The following is a 20517-nucleotide window of genomic DNA, read 5'->3' as shown; positions in this document are numbered from 1 at the left end:
AACCGGTGCCGCAGCACCGGACGCCTGTGCGATGCTCGGCCCTGTGGAGACCAGGTCAGTCAGCCCGGTGTTCGTCGGCAGGACCGATGAACTGACCGTGCTCACCCAAGCGCTCGCCCGCGCCACCGCGGGCGAGCCGCAGGCGCTGCTCATCGGCGGTGAGGCGGGGGTCGGCAAGACGCGGCTGGTGGAGGAAGCGCTCGGGACGGCCTGCGACCAGGGCGCCGTCGTCGCGGTCGGCGGCTGCGTCGAGATCGGCGCCGAGGGGCTGCCGTTCGCCCCGTTCTCCACCGCCCTGCGCTCGCTGCGCCGCCGGCTGCCCGACGAACTGGCGGCAGCCGCCGAGGGCCAGGAGGAAGAGCTGGCCCGGATCCTGCCCGAGCTGGGCCAGTCGCGCGGCGGCACCCTCGGCGAGGACGGCACCGCCCGGCTCTTCGAGCTGACGGCCCGGCTGCTGGAGCGGCTCGCCGCCGACCGCACCGTCGTCCTGGTCCTGGAGGACCTGCACTGGGCCGACACCTCGACCCGCCATCTCCTCGCCTACCTCTTCCGCGCCCTGCGCCGCGGCCGGCTCGTCGTGATCGCCACCTACCGCGCCGACGACATCCACCGCCGCCACCCGCTGCGCCCGCTCCTCGCCGAACTGGACCGGCTGCGCTCCGTGCGCCGCGTCGAACTGCCCCGGTTCAACCGCGCCGAGGTCCGCCGCCAGCTCACCGGCATCCTCGGCACCGACCCCGAACCGCAGGTGCTCGACCGGGTCTTCGAACGCTCCGACGGCAACGCGTTCTTCGTCGAGGAGCTGATCTGCTCCATGGCGGACGGCTGCCTCAGCGGGCTCAGCGACTCCCTGCGCGACCTGCTGCTCGTCCGGGTCGAGACGCTGCCCGAAGAAGCCCAGCGGCTCACCAGGATCGTCGCCGAAGGCGGCACGACCGTGGAGTACCCGCTGCTGCTGGCCGTCGCGCGGCTCGGCGAGGACGAGCTGATCGGCGCGCTGCGGGCCGCCGTCGGCGCCAACATCCTGCTGCCGACGGCGGACGGCGACGGCTACCGCTTCCGGCACTCGCTGGTGCGCGAGGCGGTCAGCGACGACCTGCTGCCGGGCGAGCTGTCCCGGCTCAACCGCCGCTACGCCGAGGCGCTGGAGGCCGACCCCACCCTCGTCAGGGCGGACGAGCGCACCACCCGGCTCGCCAGCTACTGGTACAAGGCACATGACGCGGCGAAGGCCCTCCCCGTCGTGCTGCGTGCCTCGGCCGAGGCACGGGAGCGCTTCGCGCACTCCGAGCAACTGGAGCTGCTGGAGCGGGCGATGGAGCTGTGGGACAGCGCCCCCGAGGAGGTCAGGGCCACACTCCGGCCGCCGGACGACGCCGAGATCTACGTGCCCGACGGCGAGGCGGCCGGCCCCGCGCCGCTGCACTATCTGGACCTGATGGCCGAGGCGACCGTCGCCGCCCGCTTCGGCGGCGACCGGGACCGCGCCCTGGCCCTGTCGAAGAAGGCCATCCGGGTCCTGAAGGGGAAGAACGACCCGCTGCGCGCCGCCTGGTTCTGGACGCAGCGCTCCCGGCTCATGCAGGACCTCACCCGGGGCGACGGCTGGGCGGAGCTGGCCCAGGCCCAGGAGCTGGTGCGCGGCATGCCGCCGTCGGCCGTCCACGCCGAGGTGCTGGTCTTCGTCGCGAGCTGGGGCGCGGTGCACCGGCCCGGACCCGACACCCTGATCGCCGCCGACCGGGCCGTCGAGTACGCGCGGCTGGTCGGCGCCGACCACACCGAGCTGCACGCCCGGCTGGTACGGGGCTGGCTGACCGCCGAGTCGGGCGGCGTCGCCGAGGGCCTGGCCGAGATGTACGAGGTGCGCGACCGCGCCGACGAGCTGGGCTTCGTCTCGATCATGAGCCGCGCCAGCATCAACCTCCCCTCGACCCTGGAGGGCATGGGCCGCTCCGAGGAGGCGCTGGCGGCGGCCGATCACGGCATCGAGGTCTGCCACCACCGCGGGCTCGCCGACATGGAGTCCTGGGTCCTGAACAACAAGGCCCAGTCCCTCTTCTCGCTCGGCCGCTGGGACGAGTCGGCAGCGGCGCTCGACGCATCGGAGACGCTCGGCCAGTCCCGCAAGGCGAGCGGCATGATCGCCTCGCACCGCGCCGAACTGGCCTTCGCCCGGGGCGACTTCGGCGAGGCGCAGCGGCAGATCGCCCTCGCGCGTGACCTCTTCGGCACCCACGACCCCCAGCCGCAGCACCTGATCACCCCCGCCCGGCTCGCGATGACCGTCGCGGCCCGGCTGGGCAAGCTCGACGAGGCCAGGGCCGAATTCCGCCGGACGGCCATGGACTTCGCGCCCGGCACCCAGCGGTACGCGCTGCCGTTCCTGTGCGAAGCGGCCGCGATGGAGGCCGACGCCCGGGGACTGGCCGCCGCCGACGCCGAGCGCGCCGACATCCTGGACGTCATCGGGCAGCAGGCCAAGCGGCTGCCCACGTACGTACCGATCTGGCACGCCTACGGACTGCTGCTCGACGCGGAACTCGCCCGCGCCGCGGGGAGCACCGACCCCACGCTCTGGGCGCGGGCAGCGGCCGCCTTCGAGGAGCAGCGGCGCCCGTACCAGCTCGCCCTGGTCCGCTTCCGCTGGGCCGCGGCCCTGCTCGACCTGCACGCCGACCGCGCGGACATCACGGAACTGCTCGGCCAGGCGCGGGCCGCCGCCGCCGCGCTCGGTGCGCGTCCGCTGGCCGAGGAGATCGAACTGCTGGCAGGGCGGGCCCGGATCACCCTCGACGGGGCGGCCGGCCAGGCCCCCGCCGCCGAGGCCGAGCCCGCGAAGGCGCTCGGGCTCACGCCGCGCGAGCGGGATGTGCTGCGCCTGGTCACGGACGGGCTGAGCAACCGCCGGATCGCCGAGGAGCTGTACATCTCACCGAAGACCGCCAGCGTGCACGTCTCGAACATCCTGGCCAAGCTGGGCGTCTCGGGCCGCACGGAAGCGGCGGCCACGGCGCACCGGCTCGGTCTCTACACCTGAGCCGCTACTCCGAGCCGCTGTGCGGGCCGGCTTCCGGCTCCGCACCGGGCTCAGGCCGCGCCCCGGCCTCGGGCTCCGGCTGCGGCTTCGCCCGTATCGTCACCTTCCCCGACGCGAGGTCTGTCGGCCCGCGCCCCGGGTCGCCGTCCTCGACGTCGACCCGGCTCAGCTCCAGCCGCTTCTGCTCCTCGTGGGTGTGTTTGCGCCCAGGCGCGAAGAGATTCTCGATCATGTTGAACACGGACAGCCCACCTCTCGCCGCACCCGGCTACGAGACCTTCAGTTGAAGGATCTTGTCGTCACCGGGTTGCGGGGTGCCGCGGGTGTCCGTCTCGCTGGTCACCAGCCACACCTTGTCGCCGCCGGCCGAGAGCACCGTGCGCAGGCGGCCGTACTTACCCTTCAGGAACGCTTGGGCGGGCGCTTCGGATTCCCGGCCGTCGAGCGGGATCCGCCACAGCCGCTCGCCGCGCAGCCCGGCCATCCAGATGGAACCCTCCGCGTAGGCGATCCCGCTCGGTGACGCCTCGCTCGTCCGCCACTGGACCACCGGGTCCACATAGCCGGCCTTGTGCGCCTTGCCCTCGACCACCGGCCAGCCGTAGTTCTTCCCCGGCTCGATCAGATTCAGCTCGTCCCAGGTGTCCTGGCCGAATTCGGAGGCCCACAGCCGGTTGTCCGCGTCCCAGGCCAGACCCTGCACGTTGCGGTGCCCCGGCGAGTAGACGAGCGAGTTCGGATAGGGATTGCCGGGAGCCGGCTGCCCGTCCGGCGTCATCCGCAGGATCTTGCCCGCCAGGGACTTCAGATCCTGGCCGAGCCCGCGGTCGCCCGTCTCACCCGTACCCGCGTACAGCATCTTGTCCGGGCCGAAGGCGATCCTGCCGCCGTTGTGGATGTTCCCCTTCGGGATGCCGCGCAGAATCGTGTCCGGCGATCCCAACTGCTCGTCGGCCGGCTTCTTCTCGTCGTAGAGCATGCGCGCGATGCGGTTGTCCGACTCGGTCGTGAAGAACGCGTAGACCAGGTGGTCCGAGGCGTACGCGGGGGACAGGGCGATCCCCAGCAGACCGCCCTCGCCCGCCGGGGCGACCCCGGGCACCGAGCCGATCACGGTCTTCTTGCCGCTCTCCGCGTCGACCCGGGTGATCGTCCCCTCGTCACGCGACGAGACGAGCAGATCGCCCTCGGGCAGCTCCGCGAGCCCCCACGGCGACTTGAGCCCCTCGGCGAGCGTGGACACCACCCGCACCGTGCCCTTCGCCGGCGGGAGCGAGGCGCTCGGCGCCACGTCGGCCGGCGCGGAGGAGGCCGCGGGAGCCGACGGCGCGCTCCGGCCGCCGCCCGGCGCGGGGCCGTCGTCCGAGGAGCATCCCGTGACCACGAGAAGCGCGGCAGCGGCCAGTCCCGCCGTCACTGCTGAACGTCGCACTGTCCTGATCCCTTCGACGGTTACGTCACCCACGTCAGTTCTTACACCGCCGCCGCGTCCCGGGTTCCCCCGTACACGGGAAGAATCCGCGATGGGCACCTTCGGCGGTGTCGCATAGCCTCGTGACCATGACCCCCGAGATATGGCTTCCCTTCCAGGCCGACGAGGTGGCAGGACTCCCCGGCGGCCTCACCTACCGCTTCTGGGACGGCGGTGACGACTACCCCGCGGCCCCAGCCGACTGCGCCTTCTACGTCGTCCCCTACATGAAGCCGATGGACGTCACGCTGCGGCCGATGGCCGACATGAAGTCCGTACGCGTCGTGCAGACCCTCTCCGCGGGCGTCGACCATGTCACGCCCGGACTCTCCGGACTGCGCCCCGGCGTCCTGCTCTGCAACGCCAAGGGCGTCCACGAGGCCAGCACCGCCGAACTCACCCTCGCGCTCGTCCTCGCCTCGCTGCGCGGCATCCCCCGCTTCGTCGAAGGGCAGCGCCAGGAGGAGTGGCGCTCCGGCTTCTACCCGGCACTCGCCGACAAGTCCGTCCTCATCGTCGGCTACGGGTCGATCGGCGCGGCGATCGAGGACCGGCTCGCGCCGTTCGAGTGCGCGCGCGTGGTGCGCGTCGCGCGCTCCGCGCGCACCACGGAGCGCGGCGAGATCCACGCGTTCACCGAACTGCCCGAACTGCTCCCCGGCGCCGACGTGGTGATCGTCTCGACCCCGCTCACCGCAGAGACGAAGGGCCTCGCGGACGCCGGATTCCTGGCGGCCATGAAGGACGGCGCGCTCTTCGTGAACGTCGCGCGCGGCCCCGTCGCCGACACCGACGCCCTCGTCGCCGAAGTGGAAAGTGGCCGGATCACCGCTGCCCTGGACGTCACAGATCCCGAACCGCTGCCGCCGGGCCACCCGCTCTGGCATGCTCCGGGTGTCCTTGTCAGCCCGCACGTCGGCGGCTCGACCTCGGCGTTCCTGCCGCGCGCCAAGCGGCTGCTCGCCGCCCAACTCACCCGCTTCGCAGCCGGGGAAGAAGTGCGGAACGTGGTCCTCACGACGGGGTGAACCCACAACGCCCCTGCTGGTCACGGAGAGTAGAAGAACTATGTCCCTGAGTGACGAGTCTGGTGTATCGTCCCGATCTGGGGGCTGCACCACGGTGGGGCAGCGCGAGGGAGCGGTTCGAATCCGAGGGGGCGACGGGCGATGCACGGCCGATGGACCAACGATCCGACGCGACAGGGCCGCCGATGGCGGCCTCGGACACCCCGGTGAGCGCCGAGGGGGTGCTCCTGGCCCGGCCGCCGGTCTCCGGCGGCGGGACGACAGGAGTGCTCGCACAGCTCTGCCTCGCCCTGATCTGCGGGGGGTACGCCACCGGCGCCGCCCTCGGCTGGGGCTCGCCCGAAGTGGCCCTGTTCATGGGCGACTTCGGCCTGAGCATCGCGGCGCTGATCGCCTCGGTCTCCTGCCTCCTCTACGCGCGCGGCAGGGACAGCCGCTTCCGGCCCGCCTGGCTGCTGTTCTCGTTCTCCTCGCTGATGGCGGCCGGCGGCAACGCGGTCTGGGGCTGGTACGAGGTCGTGCTCGGCGAGCAGGTGCCCAGCCTCTCCCTCGCCGACCTGTTCTTCCTCTGCTTCGCGCCGCCCGCCATCGTCGGACTGCTCGTCCTCGCCAAACGGCCCGTCACCAAGGCCGGTTGGGTCTGCCTCGCGCTCGACTCCTGGCTCATCGGCGGCTCGCTGCTCACCCTCTCCTGGAGCCTCGCCCTCGCGCACACCGCGCACTTCGACGGGGAGAGCGTCGCCCAGGCCGCCCTGTCCCTCGCGTACCCGCTGCTCGACATCGTCCTGGTCAGCATGGTGCTCGCGCTGCACTTCCGGCGGGCCACCGGCAGCCGCTCGGCGGTCAACACGGCGATCGCCGCCCTGGCGCTGACGGTGCTGTGCGACGCCCTGTTCACCTCGCCGCTGCTGCGCGCCAGCTACCGCTCGGGCCAGCTCCTCGACGCCGGCTGGTTCGCGGGATCACTCCTGCTCGCCTACGCGCCCTGGGGCGTACGCCGGCTGCCGGAGATCCCCGCGCACACCCGCCAGCTCCGCCATGTCGGCCGCCCGGTGGCCGGCTCGCTCGCCGCCCTCACGCCGTATCTCGCCGCCGCCGTCTGCACGTTGGGGATCCTCTACAACGTGATCGAGGGCCGCAGGGTCGACCGCGTGGTCGTCCTCACCGGCTGCACGGTCGTGCTCGCCCTCGTCGTCCGGCAGGGCATCATGCTCGTCGACAACATCGCGCTCACCCAGGAACTGGCCCAGAAGGAGAACCACTTCAGATCGCTGGTCCAGGGGTCGAGCGACGTCATCATGATCGCCGAACCCTCCGGCACCCTGCGCTACGTCAGCCCGGCGGCGGCCGGTGTCTACGGACGCGAGGCGGACGACCTCGTGGGCTCCGAGCTGTCCTCGATCATCCATCCCGACGATCTCGGCCAGGTCGTCCACGAAGTGCGCCGGTTCCTGGCCACCCCGCCGGCCGAGGAGCCGACGACCCGGATCGAATGCCGCTTCCGGTCGGGCAGCGGGGACTGGCTCAACGTCGAGTCCACCGTCAACCGCCACCAGGGCGGGCTGATCTTCAACAGCCGCGACGTGACGGAACGGGTCCGCCTCCAGGCCCAGTTGCAGCACAACGCGGAGCACGACCCGCTCACCGACCTGCCCAACCGCGCGCTGTTCACCGAGCGGGTACGCCAGGCGCTCGGCGGGCGCCGCGCCACCGACCCGGGCACAGCCGTGCTCTTCATCGACCTCGACGGCTTCAAGGGCGTCAACGACCGCCTCGGCCACCAGGTCGGCGACGAACTGCTCATCCACGCCGCCCGGCGGCTCCAGGAGTCCGTACGCTCCGGCGACACGGCCGCCAGGCTCGGCGGCGACGAGTTCGCCGCGCTCGTCCTCGGCGACGGCACCTCCGACCAGCGGGCCCGCGAGTACCAGGTCCATGAGATCGCCGACCGGCTGCGGCTGGGGCTCTCCCAGCCCTACCGCATCGACGGCAACGACGTACGGGTCGCCGCCTCCATCGGCGTCGCCTTCGCCGAGCCCGGCATCACCCCCACCGACCTCATGCGCAACGCCGACCTCGCCATGTACCGCGCCAAGGCGGCGGGCAAGGACCGCGTCGAGCTGTACGCGCCCCAGATGCAGGCCGACGTGGTCCGCAGGACCCAGCTCGCCGCCCGGCTGCGCACCGCCCTGCGCGACGGCGAATTCGCCCTGCTCCACCAGCCGGTGGTCAACCTCACCACCGGCCGGGTCTCCGCCGTCGCCGCCCAGGCCCGCTGGCGCTCCGCCCAGGGCATCCTCTTCACCCCCGCCGAGTTCCTGCGCACCGCCGACGAGGGCGACCGCACCGCCGAACTCGGCCGCTGGCTCCTCGAAGAAGCCGTCGAACAGGCGGCGGACCGCGCCAGGACCGGCCATCGCGCACCCGTGGCCGTCCGCCTCCCGGCCCGCAAGCTGCTCGACAGGTCCATGCCCCTCGGCTCCATCGAGACCCTGCTGACGCGCCACAAGCTGCCCTCGGGGGCCCTGATGATCGAGCTGGCCGACAGCGACCCGCGCAGCTCCCTGGACGAGCTGGAGCACCGGCTGGCCGCGCTGCGCCGGCTCGGCGTACGGATCGCCCTCGACGGCTTCGGCAGCGGCTACGCGGCGATAAACGCCCTGCGCAGACTCCCCGTCGACGTGCTGAAACTCGACCGCGGCCTGGTCGAGGGCGTCGTGGAGTCCGTCCGGCTGCACAAGATCACCGCAGGGCTGCTCAGGATCGCCTGCGACCTCGGCATCGAGTCGGTGGCCGAGGGGGTCGACTTACCCGAGCAGGTCGTGGCCCTGCGCGCCATGGGCTGCACCCACGGCCAGGGCATGGCCTTCTGCGGCCCGCTCGACGAACACCGGCTGCGCCGCGCCCTCATGCGCGGCGTCTACCCGCTGCCCGGCGCCACCCCCGTACCCGTCCTGACCGGTAACGCACTGCCCGGCAACGTGCTGACCAGCGGCGCACTGCCCGTACGGCAGGCCAGGACGCTCGCGTCCGACCGGGTGCCCCGGCCCTCCGACCGGGTCCCGCTGCCGTCGAGCCGTTCAAATAATGAGACGCCAGTCCCACCCACTTGACAGTTGTGGCGCGCCGGAGGGAGGGTCATGGCCATGCGCACCCGAATTCTCGTACTTGGACAGCGCGTCGGCTGAAGCGGAGCCCCGAACCGGCTCTGCGGACCACCCCGACGCGCTCCCCTCGCTTGCCTCACGGCACGAGGGGTTTTTTGTTGCACCGACACATCTGAAACCCTCGCAAAAACCCTCAGCTTCGAGAAGAGAATGCCGATGACCGAGCAGGCCACCGGGGCCCACCATCCGCAGCCGCGGGCCCGAAACGGCGGACCGTCGTCCAGCACAGTCGAGCACGTGACGGGCGCGCAGTCCCTCATCCGTTCTCTTGAGGAAGTGGGGGCCGACACGGTATTCGGTATCCCCGGCGGCGCGATCCTCCCCGCCTACGACCCGATGATGGACTCGACCCGGGTCCGCCACATCCTCGTCCGGCACGAGCAGGGCGCGGGACACGCCGCCGAGGGGTACGCGCAGGCCACCGGCAAGGTCGGCGTCTGCATCGCCACCTCGGGACCCGGCGCGACCAACCTCGTCACCCCGATCGCCGACGCGCACATGGACTCCGTGCCGATGGTCGCGATCACCGGTCAGGTGGCCAGCAAGGCGATCGGCACCGACGCCTTCCAGGAAGCCGACATCTGCGGCATCACGATGCCGATCACCAAGCACAACTTCCTGGTCACCAAGGCGGAGGACATCCCGCGCACGATCGCGGAAGCCTTCCACATCGCCTCGACCGGCCGCCCGGGACCCGTCCTGGTCGACATCGCCAAGGACGCGCTCCAGGCCCGTACGACCTTCAGTTGGCCGCCCGTCCTGGAGCTGCCCGGCTACCGTCCGGTGACCAAGCCGCACGCCAAGCAGATCCGGGAGGCCGCCAAGCTGATCAGCCAGGCCAAGCGCCCGGTGCTGTACGTCGGCGGCGGCGTCATCAAGTCCGGTGCCACCGCCGAGCTGAAGGTGCTCGCCGAACTCACCCGGGCGCCCGTCACCACCACCCTGATGGCGCTGGGAGCGTTCCCCGACAGCCACCCGCTGCACGTGGGAATGCCGGGCATGCACGGTGCGGTCACCGCCGTCACCGCGCTGCAGAAGGCCGATCTGATCATCGCCCTCGGAGCCCGTTTCGACGACCGCGTCACCGGCAGGCTGGACAGCTTCGCCCCGCACGCCAAGGTCGTCCACGCCGACATCGACCCCGCGGAGATCGGCAAGAACCGCACGGCCGACGTGCCGATCGTCGGCGACGCCCGCGAGGTCCTCGCCGACCTGGTCCAGGCGGTCCAGGCCGAGCACACCGAGGGCACCGTCGGCGAGGCCGCGTCCTCCGGCTACGCGTCCTGGTGGAAGGACCTCAACCGCTGGCGCGAGACCTACCCGCTCGGCTACGACCAGCCGGCCGACGGCAGCCTGTCGCCGCAGCAGGTCATCCAGCGCATCGGCCAACTCGCCGACGACGACACGATCTTCGCCGCCGGCGTCGGCCAGCACCAGATGTGGGCCGCCCACTTCATCGACTACGAGAAGCCCGCCACCTGGCTCAACTCCGGTGGCGCGGGCACGATGGGCTACGCGATCCCGGCCGCCATGGGCGCCAAGGCGGGCCAGCCGGACCGGATGGTCTGGGCGATCGACGGCGACGGCTGCTTCCAGATGACCAATCAGGAACTGACCACCTGCGCGCTCAACAACATCCCGATCAAGGTCGCGATCATCAACAACGGCGCGCTCGGCATGGTCCGCCAGTGGCAGACGCTCTTCTACAACGAGCGGTACTCCAACACCGTGCTGCACCAGAGCACGGGTGCCGAAGGCCCCAGCTCGGGCACCCGCGTCCCGGACTTCGTGAAGCTCTCCGAGGCCATGGGCTGTGTCGCCATGCGCTGCGAGTCCCCGGACGAGCTGGACGCGGTGATCGCCAAGGCCAACTCCATCAACGACCGCCCCGTCGTCATCGACTTCATCGTCCACGAGGACGCGCAGGTCTGGCCGATGGTCGCCGCGGGCACCTCCAACGACGAGGTCATGGCCGCCCTGGGCGTCCGCCCCGACTTCGGCGACAACCAAGACGACTGAGCCGAGAGCCCGAGAGAGACAGCGAGACCGACACATGTCCACCAAGCACACACTCTCCGTCCTCGTGGAGAACACGCCCGGCATCCTCGCCCGGATCGCCGCCCTGTTCTCCCGCCGCGGCTTCAACATCGACTCACTCGCCGTCGGCGTCACCGAACACCCCGACATCTCCCGCATCACCATCGTGGTCAATGTCGAGGACCTGCCGCTCGAGCAGGTGACGAAACAGCTCAACAAGCTCGTCAACGTCCTGAAGATCGTCGAACTCGAGCCGGGCGCCGCGATCCAGCGCGAGCTCGTCCTGGTGAAGGTGCGCGCCGACAGCGAGACCCGCTCCCAGATCGTCGAGATCGTCCAGCTCTTCCGCGCCAAGACCGTCGACGTCTCACCCGACGCCGTCACGATCGAGGCCACCGGATCGAGCGACAAGCTCGACGCGATGCTCAAGATGCTGGAGCAGTACGGCGTCAAGGAGCTCGTCCAGTCCGGGACGATCGCCATAGGGCGCGGGGCGCGGTCCATCACGGACCGCAGCCTGCGGGCCCTCGACCGCAGCGCGTGACCCGCGCCGCGTAACCCCGCGCGCCGCGCGGCCGCTTCCGCACCCTCTCGTATGCCGAGACCCTGAACCCGCCCATCCCCACTCCGCCGTACGGTGGACGTAACACCAGCACTTCAAGGAGAAGACCCAGTGGCCGAGCTGTTCTACGACGACGACGCAGACCTGTCCCTCATCCAGAACCGCAAGGTCGCGGTCATCGGCTACGGCAGCCAGGGCCACGCCCACGCGCTGTCGCTGCGCGACTCCGGTGTCGACGTCCGCGTCGGGCTGCACGAGGGCTCCAAGTCCAAGGCGAAGGCCGAGGAGCAGGGCCTGCGCGTGGTCTCGGTCGAGGAAGCGGCCGAAGAGGCCGACGTGATCATGATCCTCGTCCCCGACCCGCTGCAGGGCGAGATCTACGAGAAGTCCATCAAGGACCATCTGAAGGACGGCGACGCGCTGTTCTTCGGCCACGGCCTCAACATCCGCTACGGCTTCATCAAGCCGCCGGCCAATGTCGACGTCTGCATGGTCGCGCCCAAGGGCCCGGGTCACCTCGTCCGCAGGCAGTACGAGGAAGGCCGCGGCGTGCCGTGTATCGCGGCCGTCGAGCAGGACGCCTCGGGCAAGGCGTTCCCGCTGACCCTCAGCTACGCGAAGGGTATCGGCGGCACCCGCGCCGGCGTCATCAAGACGACCTTCACCGAGGAGACCGAGACCGACCTGTTCGGTGAGCAGGCCGTGCTCTGCGGCGGCACCGCCGCGCTGGTCAAGGCGGGCTTCGAGACGCTGACCGAGGCCGGCTACCAGCCGGAGATCGCGTACTTCGAGTGCCTCCACGAGCTGAAGCTGATCGTGGACCTCATGTACGAGGGCGGCCTGGAGAAGATGCGCTGGTCCATCTCGGAGACCGCCGAGTGGGGCGACTACGTGAGCGGCCCGCGGATCATCAACGACGGCACCAAGGCCGAGATGAAGAAGATCCTCGCCGAGATCCAGGACGGCTCGTTCGCCAAGAACTGGATGGACGAGTACCACGGCGGTCTGAAGAAGTACAACGAGTACAAGAAGGCCGACAGCGAGAGCCTGCTGGCGACCACAGGCGCGGAGCTGCGCAAGCTCATGAGCTGGGTCGACGAAGAGGCGTAACCATACGAGCGGCGCCCCGGCCGACCGGCCGGGGCGCCCCGTACGGGTGATCATTCCGCGCATTCGGAAGACGCCTGCCCCGGCAGCACTACACTGCCAAACACATACGCGTCAGGCCCACAGCGTCGTGCGTCTTCCACGCGGACAGAACCCGCCTGCGGCCGTCGGGACGGCCGTCCGCAATGGGACTTGTGAGGACACACGTGAGCTCGAAACCTGTCGTACTCATCGCTGAAGAGCTTTCGCCCGCGACGGTCGACGCACTGGGACCGGACTTCGAGATCCGGCACTGCAACGGCGCCGACCGCGCGGAACTGCTGCCCGCCATCGCCGACGTGGACGCGATCCTCGTCCGCTCGGCCACCAAGGTCGACGCCGAAGCCGTCGCCGCGGCGCGGAAGTTGAAGGTCGTCGCCCGCGCCGGTGTCGGCCTCGACAACGTCGACGTGTCGGCGGCGACCAAGGCCGGCGTGATGGTCGTCAACGCACCGACCTCCAACATCGTGACCGCGGCCGAGCTGGCCTGCGGTCTGCTGATCGCCACGGCCCGGCACATCCCGCAGGCCAACGCGGCGCTCAAGAACGGCGAGTGGAAGCGCTCCAAGTACACCGGCGTCGAGCTGAGCGAGAAGACCCTCGGTGTCGTCGGCCTCGGCCGCATCGGCGTGCTCGTCGCCCAGCGCATGTCGGCCTTCGGCATGAACATCGTGGCGTACGACCCCTATGTGCAGCCGGCCCGCGCCGCGCAGATGGGCGTCAAGCTCCTCACCCTCGACGAACTCCTCGCGGTCTCCGACTTCATCACGGTGCATCTGCCCAAGACCCCCGAGACGCTGGGGCTGATCGGCGAGGAGGCGCTGCACAAGGTCAAGCCGACCGTGCGCATCGTCAACGCCGCGCGTGGCGGGATCGTCGACGAGACGGCGCTCGCCGCCGCCCTCAAGGAGGGCCGCGTCGCCGGCGCCGGTCTCGACGTGTACGCGAAGGAGCCCTGCACGGACTCCCCGCTCTTCGAGTTCGACCAGGTCGTCTCCACGCCGCACCTCGGCGCGTCCACCGACGAGGCGCAGGAGAAGGCGGGCGTGGCCGTCGCCAAGTCCGTACGGCTCGCCCTCGCCGGTGAACTCGTGCCGGACGCGGTCAACGTCCAGGGCGGCATCATCGCCCAGGACGTACGCCCCGGGCTGCCGCTCGCCGAGAAGCTCGGCCGGATCTTCACCGCCCTCGCTGGCGAGGTCGCCGCCCGGCTCGATGTCGAGGTGTACGGCGAGATCACCCAGCACGATGTGAAGGTGCTCGAACTGTCCGCGCTCAAGGGCGTGTTCGAGGACATCGTCGCCGAGACCGTCAGCTATGTGAACGCGCCGCTGTTCGCCCAGGAGCGCGGGGTCGAGGTCCGGCTCACCACGTCGAGCGAGTCGCCCAACCACCGCAATGTGGTCACCGTGCGCGGCACCCTGTCGAGCGGTGAGGAAGTCTCCGTCTCCGGCACGCTGGCGGGCCCGAAGCATCTGCTGAAGGTCGTCGCGATCGGTGACTACGACGTCGATGTGGCGCTCGCCGACCACATGATCGTGCTGCGCTACGAGGACCGGCCCGGTGTGGTCGGCACGGTCGGCCGGATCCTCGGCGAGTCCGGGCTGAACATCGCGGGTATGCAGGTCTCCCGCGCCGAGGAGGGCGGCGAGGCCCTCGTCGTGCTCACCGTCGACGACACGGTCCCGGCCAACGTGCTCGCGGAGATCGGCGAGGAGATCGGCGCCGCCTCGGCCCGTTCGGTCAACCTCACCGACTGATACCGACTGATACCGACCGACCGCAGATCCACCGAAGGGCCCGGCAGCCGCCGGGCCCTTCGCGTGTCCCGGTCAGCCGGTTGTTCCCGTCAGCCGGCCGAGACGAAGGCCGACGGGTCTGTCGGCGACTGCGCCTCCTCCGGCCCTGCGGACCGCCCCGCCCGGCGCAGCAGCGTCGCGGCGAGCACAGCGGCGCCGAGCGCCAGCACGGCCCCGCCGACCGAGGCGAACCGCATGCCGTGCACGAACGCCTCGCGCGCCAGGGCCAGCAGCGATTCCCCCGCAGGGCCCGGCAGTTGGCCGGCCACAGCGGCGGCGCCGCTCAGCGTCTCACCGGCGATATGCGCCGCGTCCGCGGGCAGCGAGTCGGGCACGGAGTCCGCGATGTCCCTGCGGTAGACGGCCGTTCCGACACTGCCGAGGACCGCCATGCCGAGCGCCCCGCCGAACTCCTGCCCCGTCTCCATCAGGGAGGCGGCCGAACCGGCCTTCGCCGCGGGAGCGGAGCGCAGCGCCAGGTCCGAGACGAGCGCCATGACGGTGACGATGCCGGCGCCCATCACGGCGCAGCCGGTCAGCACCACCACGAGTGAGTCGGTCCCGGTGCGGGAGAGGATCCCGAACCCGGCCGCGGCGACCACGAACCCGCCGGACACCACGGAGGCCGGGTCGGTCTTGTGGCCGAGCAGCGTCGCGACCGGCGCGGCGGCGCCGATGGCGAGGGACGGCGCCATGCTCCACAGCGCGGCCTCCATCGTGTCCATGCCGAGCACCGACTGCAGATACTGCGTGACGAAGAAGTTCGCGCCCATCATGGCGAAAGCGGCGACGGTGTTGAGGGCGACGCCCGCGCCGAAAGCGCGGCCACGGAACAGCGCCCGGCTGATCATCGCGTCGTCGCGGCGGCGCTGCCGTCGTACGAAGAGCAGGCCGAGGACAAGACCGGCGGCGAGCACCAGCACCCTGGCCGCGCCGAAGCCGTGCGCGGCGATCTCCTTCAGCCCGTAGACCAGCGGCAGGACGGCGCCCATCGACAGGGGCACGCTGAGCAGATCGAATCTGCCCGGCTCCGGATCCTTGAACTCCGGTACCAGCAGGGGGACCAGGACCAGCAGGAGCAGCATCGCCGGCACGTTGACCAGGAAGACCGAGCCCCACCAGAAGTGGTCCAGCATGACGCCGCTCAGCACGGAGCCGAGCGCGATGCCGCCGGCCATGGCGCCCGACCAGATGCCGATCGCCGTGCTGCGCTGCCGGTCGTCCGTGAACATGTTGCGTACCAGCGCCATGGTCGAGGGCATCAGCGTGGCCCCGCCGACACCGAGCACGGCGCGTGCGGCGATGAGCATCTCGGCGCTCTGCGCGTAGGCCGCCCCGACCGAGGCGACACCGAAGGCGGCGGCGCCGATCAGCAGCAGCTTGCGGCGGCCGATCCGGTCGCCGAGGGAGCCCATCGTGATGAGCAGCCCGGCGAGTGCGAAGCCGTAGATGTCCATGATCCAGAGCTGCTGGGTGGCGGTCGTGTCCAACTCCTGGGAGATGGAGGGGATCGCGAAGAAGAGGACGGACACGTCCATCGAGACCAGGAGGAGCGGCAGCAGCAGGACGGCGAAGGCGGTCCATTCCTTGCGGCCTGCGCGCGGTGCGGCGGAGTTCGTCATGCCAAGAAACTGTACGAGTGTCTTACACGTCTGTCTAGAACGATTGTATAGAACGGGCGTGTAGGACGCTCGTCTGTGACGCCCGTATGATCCGGCGTTACGCTGCTGACATGGGACATCGTGAGGATCTGCTGGACGGCGCCAAGCGCTGCCTGCTCGAAAAGGGCTACGCCAGGACCACCGCGCGGGACATCGTGGCGGCGTCCGGTACCAATCTCGCCTCCATCGGCTACCACTACGGATCGAAGGAGGCCCTGCTCAACGCGGCCTTCCTGGCGGTGACCGAGGAGTGGGGCGACCTGGTCGACTCGAAGGTGCCGGTCGAGGACCGGCCCGAGGACCCGATGGAGAACTTCCGCGCGGTCTGGGAAGGCGTCATCGGCAACTTCGAGCCGAGCAGGGCGCTGTGGAAGCTCCAGTTCGAGACGATCTCCCGGATCGACGAGGAGCCCTCGTTCAAGGAAGCGCTCAAGGGGCCGCAGGTGGAGGGCCGCAACGGGATGGCGGAGATCTTCCAGGGCATCGACCCGGCGAAGGAGCCGGAGAAGGCCCGGGTGGTCGGTCTCGTCTACCAGGCGCTGGTGGCAGGGGTGATGGCCCAGTGGTTCATCGACCCGGACACGGCCCCCAGCGCCCAGGACCTGACGGACGGGCTGCGGGTGATCGCAGGTCTGGACGGCTGACGGACCGTCAGCGGACAGGCCGGGCCCGATATTCAGATGTGGGACGGCGGGGACGGCTTGTACGGTCGCGGCCATGAGCGACGGCGACACCACCCCCGGCACCGGCCAGGGCACCGCCCCCGCGGACTGGCTCCGGCAGAACCTGGACAACTGGAACGACCGGGTACGCGTCCACGAGGCGAGCGACTTCTACGACCTGGCCGGCTTCCGGGCCGGCCGCTCCACCCTGCGCGAGTTCGAGGTGGCCGAGGTCGGCGACGTCACCGGCAAGCGGCTGCTGCATCTGATGTGCCACATGGGCCAGGACACCCTGTCCTGGGCCCGGCTCGGCGCCGAGGTCACCGGGCTGGACTTCTCCGCACCGGCCGTCCGCGCCGCCCGCGCGCTGGCCGAGGACATCGGCGTGAGCGACCGCGCCCGGTTCGTCGTCTCGGACGTCTACGAAGCGGCGGCGGCGCTGCCCGGCGAGCGCTTCGACATCGTCTGCACCGGGCTCGGCGCGCTGGTGTGGCTGCCGGACCTGCCGCGCTGGGCCCGGGTGGTCGCCTCGCTGCTCGACGTCGGCGGCGTCTTCCATCTCGCCGAGTTCCACCCGTTCGCCGACATGCTGGCCGAGGACGGCACCAGCGTGCGGTACGACTACTTCGACGCCGCCGCCCAGACCTGGGACAACCCGTACACCTACACGGACGGCCCGGCGCTCGACAAGCCGGTCTCCGTGCAGTGGTCGCACCCGCTCGGCGAGGTGGTGACGGCACTGGCCGCCGCCGGGCTGCGGATCGAGTTCCTGCACGAGCACGACGTCACGTACTTCGAGCGCTTCCCGGTCCTGAGGAACACCCCCACCGGCTACCGCTTCCCGCCGGGCCACCCGCGGCTGCCCCTGCTGTACTCGATCCGCGCGACGAAGCCGGCGGACTGACCGCCGGCCTGCCCCCTACCCGCCCCGGACCGGCTCGGGGCCGAAGTGGCGGGCGAAGAGGGGGCCCCGCCGGTTCGACCACCACGACGGTCCGCGCGGCCCCCTGCCGCGGCGTCGTGGTACAGACTGCTCCGGCGGGCGAGGGGAGCCCATCCCGGAAAGGTGGGGGGTACGGTGTCGGGTTTCCTGGACTGGCGGCACAGGATGCTGCAAGCGGTCTGGCGGCAGGGGGAGTCCATGCCGGAGGAGGTGCTGGCGTGGATGTCCGAGGTGCACGATGAATTCGGGGAAATCTCCGGAGAAGAGTTCTGCGAACTCTGGACCACGCGAACCTTTTCCATGGCGAGATCCGCCTTGGACGTGGTCCAGAAGTCCGTACTCGACGAAACAGGGAAATGGGTTGTCGGGGAGGAGTTCAGCTACGTCAACTATTTTCGCGACCCGGAATGTGGGCCGGTCGGCGCGGTTCGCTTCAAGTCCGCGGAAGTCTCGACACCGGATTGGGCGGAAGTCCTTGGTGTCGTGGCGGAAGGGGTGCAGGAATTCGTTATGGACTATTACGTCATGGTCTGGCCGGTCTGTGGCCGCCACTCCTTCGGTCTGCACGTGGATTATTTCCGTGAGGCCGCCGTATGGAAATGTCATGGCGGGTCTGCGGGTGGTCATGTGGTCAGGGCGATTGATCCTTCGATCCGGCTGTAGATCTGCCTGAGGTGTCGCCGGCGGCGTACGGGGGCGAGCCGGTTGCGGGAGATGTCGAGCCGTCGTCGCCGGCGCCGTCCATCACGACGCGGATCCCGGGCCCGTCGGGAGTTTGGCCGCCTTCAGGGACATGTGCAGCAGCAGCCGGTCCTCGCCCTCGTCCAGGTCGAGCCCGGTGAGCTGCTCGATCCGCGAGAGCCGGTAGTACAGCGTCTGGCGGTGGATGCCGAGCGCCGAGGCCGTGCGGCCCGCCTGGCCCGCGTGGTCGAGGAACACCTCGGCGGTGTGCGCCAGTTCGGCGTGGTCGGGGGTCAGCAGCGGGACCACGGCGGGGTCAGCGCCCGGGGGCAGGGCCGTCAGCAGGCGGTACGGGCCGATCGCCGTCCAGCGTGCCACCGGGCCGAACCGGGGCTCGGCCGTCGCCGCTGCCGCCGCGCCCGCCGCCTCGCGCCAGGCGGCGGGCAGGTCGGACAGGCCCCGCCGTACGGCGGAAGCACCGGCGGAGGCACCGGCGGAGGCACCGGCGGCGCCTTCCGCGCGTCCGCTCAGCCGGGCCACGGCCGCGAGCGCCGAATCCAGCGCGTCCTCCGTCCGCAGCCGCACCAGCACGGCCAGCGCCCGCGCCCTCGCCCCGTACGGCAGGGCGCACAGCGCCGCCGTCCCCGGCACCGAGCGCACCGGCGGGTCCTCGCCGCGCCACGGCGTCACGCACAGCACCACATGCGGTCCTTCGGCGCTCGGTCCCATCGCGGTGCGCAGCGTCGCCAGCGCCATCTCGCGCTGCCAGCCCGGCTCCGACAGCAGGACGGCCGCCAGCTCCCGCGCGAGGTCGGCGCCCGCCTTCACCTCGTCGGCCAGCAGGTCGCCGATCCGGGAGGTCACCTGCATGGCCGCCGCGAGCCGCGCCTCGTCGTGGCCCGGACCGGAGTCGTCCAGCAGCCAGACGTATCCGAGCACCATGCCCCGGTGCCGTACGGGCAGGCAGACCCGGTCCCGGAAGACACCCGCCTCGGGCGCCGCGTGGATCCGGACGGGCCCGGTGGCCCGCGCGATGCCGAACCCCTCGAAGAACGCGCGGACCGCGGGGGTGGAGCCGCGGGTCAGGATCGACCGGGTCCTGACCGGGTCCATCGCCGCGTCGTCCTCGCTGTCGTGCGCGCCGAAGGCGATCAGGCCGAAGTCGCGGTTCTCCAGCGTCGCCGGGACGCCGAGCAGCGCGGAGATCTCGTCGACCAGGTCCTGGTAATCGCCCTTCATCCGGCCATTCTCGCACCGTCTTCAGACATATGTCTGAGACCGGGGAGCCGGATGCGTGACAGGTGTCGATGGCAGAGGACCGGAGCGCTCCGTAGATTTCACAGTGGTTCGCCGTGCCCGATCCCACCGTGGAGGTGCCCTGTGCTGGGTCCCGTGATTCTCGCCGCTTCGCGCAGCGACCGGCTGCGCCGTGCCGTCTCGGCCGCGCCCGTCACCAAGCCCGTCGTCGAGCGCTTCATCGCCGGTGAGTCGGTCGAGGCGACCGCCCCGGTCATCTCCGACATGGCCGACCGCGGCCTGCAGGTCACTCTCGACGTCCTCGGCGAGGACATCACCGAGCCCGCCGAGGCGCGCCGCGCCAGGGACGCGTACCTGCGGCTGATCGACGCGCTCGCCCCGCTGAACCTCGGCCCGCGCGCCGAGATGTCGGTGAAGCTGTCCTCCTTCGGCCAGGCGCTGCCCGGCGGCCACGACCTGGCGCTGAAGAACGTCACGATGGTGGTCGAGGCCGCAGCCCGGATCGGCACCACGGTCACCCTCGACATGGAGGACCACACGACGGTCGACTCGACCCTCGCCATCCACGCGGCGCTGCGCGAGAACTTCCCCGAGACCGGCGCCGTCGTCCAGTCGTACCTCTTCCGCACCGAGGACGACTGCCGCGCCCTCGCCGCCGCCGGATCGCGGGTGCGGCTGGTCAAGGGCGCCTACAAGGAGCCCGCCTCCGTCGCGTACCAGGACAAGGGCGAGGTCGACAAGGCGTACGTCCGCAGCCTGCGCGTCCTGATGGAGGGCGACGGCTACCCGATGGTCGGCTCCCACGACCCGCGCATCATCACCATCGCCCAGGAGCTGGCCAGGCGGGCCGGCCGCAAGCTGGACGAGTACGAGTTCCAGATGCTGTACGGCATCCGCGAGGCCGAGCAGTACCGGCTGGCGGCCGAGGGCCACCGGATGCGTGTCTACATCGCCTACGGCACGGACTGGTACGGATACTTCATGCGCCGCCTCGCCGAACGCCCCGCCAACCTCGCGTTCTTCCTGCGTTCGCTGGTCAGCCGCGGCTGAACCGCCCTGTCGC

General features: G+C 70.9%; 15 protein-coding genes. 11 read left to right on the top strand and 4 right to left on the bottom strand.

All coding sequences use genetic code 11. The features are described 5' to 3' along the window. Positions 1-31: 31 nt before the first annotated feature. The gene (locus ACZ63I_RS09120; RefSeq protein WP_469337064.1) at positions 32-3040 is read left to right on the top strand and encodes a helix-turn-helix transcriptional regulator; all 3009 of its coding nucleotides are present in this window, start codon (positions 32-34) and stop codon (positions 3038-3040) included. Between the two features lie 4 nt (positions 3041-3044). On the opposite strand, the gene ACZ63I_RS09115 is transcribed toward ACZ63I_RS09120, so the two are convergent. Together ACZ63I_RS09115 and ACZ63I_RS09110 are read right to left on the bottom strand one after the other, a co-directional pair. Next, complete coding sequence (locus ACZ63I_RS09115) at positions 3045-3272, bottom strand: DUF6191 domain-containing protein (protein WP_469337062.1); 228 nt, start codon at positions 3270-3272, stop codon at positions 3045-3047. Between the two features lie 36 nt (positions 3273-3308). Next, the gene (locus tag ACZ63I_RS09110) at positions 3309-4472 is read right to left on the bottom strand and encodes a PQQ-dependent sugar dehydrogenase (protein ID WP_469336829.1); all 1164 of its coding nucleotides are present in this window, start codon (positions 4470-4472) and stop codon (positions 3309-3311) included. Positions 4473-4600: 128 nt separating this feature from the next. On the opposite strand from ACZ63I_RS09110, the gene ACZ63I_RS09105 reads away from it, so the two are divergent. The 6 genes from ACZ63I_RS09105 (at position 4601) to serA (ending at position 14211) form a co-directional block, all read left to right on the top strand. After that, positions 4601-5539, top strand: a complete 939-nt coding sequence (locus tag ACZ63I_RS09105) for a 2-hydroxyacid dehydrogenase (RefSeq protein WP_469336827.1) — start codon at positions 4601-4603, stop codon at positions 5537-5539. Between the two features lie 206 nt (positions 5540-5745). Continuing rightward, positions 5746-8652 (top strand): putative bifunctional diguanylate cyclase/phosphodiesterase, encoded by a 2907-nt coding sequence (locus ACZ63I_RS09100; RefSeq protein WP_469337060.1) that lies wholly within the window; start codon positions 5746-5748, stop codon positions 8650-8652. A 210-nt stretch (positions 8653-8862) separates the two neighbouring features. Next, entirely contained in the window at positions 8863-10725 is a 1863-nt protein-coding gene (locus ACZ63I_RS09095; protein WP_469336825.1) for an acetolactate synthase large subunit, read from the top strand. Positions 10726-10759: 34 nt separating this feature from the next. Then, the gene (gene ilvN, locus ACZ63I_RS09090) at positions 10760-11287 is read left to right on the top strand and encodes an acetolactate synthase small subunit (protein ID WP_041984060.1); all 528 of its coding nucleotides are present in this window, start codon (positions 10760-10762) and stop codon (positions 11285-11287) included. 129 nt (positions 11288-11416) lie between these two features. Further along, positions 11417-12415 (top strand): ketol-acid reductoisomerase, encoded by a 999-nt coding sequence (gene ilvC / locus ACZ63I_RS09085; RefSeq protein WP_041984059.1) that lies wholly within the window; start codon positions 11417-11419, stop codon positions 12413-12415. A 203-nt stretch (positions 12416-12618) separates the two neighbouring features. Beyond that, positions 12619-14211, top strand: coding sequence for a phosphoglycerate dehydrogenase (serA, locus tag ACZ63I_RS09080; protein WP_469336823.1), 1593 nt, complete (start codon positions 12619-12621; stop codon positions 14209-14211). Positions 14212-14300: 89 nt separating this feature from the next. On the opposite strand, the gene ACZ63I_RS09075 is transcribed toward serA, so the two are convergent. Then, a complete protein-coding gene (locus ACZ63I_RS09075) occupies positions 14301-15872 on the bottom strand; it encodes an MFS transporter (protein WP_469336821.1) in 1572 nt (523 codons plus the stop codon). Positions 15873-15982: 110 nt separating this feature from the next. On the opposite strand from ACZ63I_RS09075, the gene ACZ63I_RS09070 reads away from it, so the two are divergent. From ACZ63I_RS09070 to ACZ63I_RS09060, 3 genes are all read left to right on the top strand, one after another. Further along, a complete protein-coding gene (locus tag ACZ63I_RS09070) occupies positions 15983-16555 on the top strand; it encodes a TetR/AcrR family transcriptional regulator (RefSeq protein WP_469336819.1) in 573 nt (190 codons plus the stop codon). A gap of 73 nt (positions 16556-16628) precedes the next feature. Further along, a complete protein-coding gene (locus tag ACZ63I_RS09065) occupies positions 16629-17477 on the top strand; it encodes a class I SAM-dependent methyltransferase (RefSeq protein WP_469336817.1) in 849 nt (282 codons plus the stop codon). Between the two features lie 174 nt (positions 17478-17651). Further along, positions 17652-18179, top strand: coding sequence for a hypothetical protein (locus tag ACZ63I_RS09060; protein ID WP_469336816.1), 528 nt, complete (start codon positions 17652-17654; stop codon positions 18177-18179). An 81-nt stretch (positions 18180-18260) separates the two neighbouring features. Here ACZ63I_RS09060 and ACZ63I_RS09055 read toward each other — a convergent pair whose 3' ends face one another. Continuing rightward, positions 18261-19436, bottom strand: a complete 1176-nt coding sequence (locus ACZ63I_RS09055) for a helix-turn-helix domain-containing protein (RefSeq protein ID WP_469336814.1) — start codon at positions 19434-19436, stop codon at positions 18261-18263. Positions 19437-19577: 141 nt separating this feature from the next. Here ACZ63I_RS09055 and ACZ63I_RS09050 point away from each other — a divergent pair, with 141 nt between their 5' ends. Next, positions 19578-20504, top strand: coding sequence for a proline dehydrogenase family protein (locus ACZ63I_RS09050; protein WP_469336812.1), 927 nt, complete (start codon positions 19578-19580; stop codon positions 20502-20504). Positions 20505-20517 lie beyond the last annotated feature (13 nt).

The sequence above is a fragment of the Streptomyces sp. NPDC087906 genome (genome assembly GCF_055584925.1).
This window is presented reverse-complemented; position numbering and strand designations above follow the sequence as displayed.

What these genes read in the sequence shown, in the direction of transcription:
- ACZ63I_RS09120 (WP_469337064.1), top strand. Translation starts at nt 32, where the DNA reads ATGCTCGGCCCTGTGGAGACCAGGTCAGTCAGCCCGGTGTTCGTCGGC.
- ACZ63I_RS09115 (WP_469337062.1), bottom strand. Translation starts at nt 3,272, where the DNA reads ATGATCGAGAATCTCTTCGCGCCTGGGCGCAAACACACCCACGAGGAG.
- ACZ63I_RS09105 (WP_469336827.1), top strand. Translation starts at nt 4,601, where the DNA reads ATGACCCCCGAGATATGGCTTCCCTTCCAGGCCGACGAGGTGGCAGGA.
- ACZ63I_RS09095 (WP_469336825.1), top strand. Translation starts at nt 8,863, where the DNA reads ATGACCGAGCAGGCCACCGGGGCCCACCATCCGCAGCCGCGGGCCCGA.
- ilvN (WP_041984060.1), top strand. Translation starts at nt 10,760, where the DNA reads ATGTCCACCAAGCACACACTCTCCGTCCTCGTGGAGAACACGCCCGGC.
- ACZ63I_RS09075 (WP_469336821.1), bottom strand. Translation starts at nt 15,872, where the DNA reads ATGACGAACTCCGCCGCACCGCGCGCAGGCCGCAAGGAATGGACCGCC.
- ACZ63I_RS09070 (WP_469336819.1), top strand. Translation starts at nt 15,983, where the DNA reads ATGGGACATCGTGAGGATCTGCTGGACGGCGCCAAGCGCTGCCTGCTC.
- ACZ63I_RS09065 (WP_469336817.1), top strand. Translation starts at nt 16,629, where the DNA reads ATGAGCGACGGCGACACCACCCCCGGCACCGGCCAGGGCACCGCCCCC.
- ACZ63I_RS09055 (WP_469336814.1), bottom strand. Translation starts at nt 19,436, where the DNA reads ATGAAGGGCGATTACCAGGACCTGGTCGACGAGATCTCCGCGCTGCTC.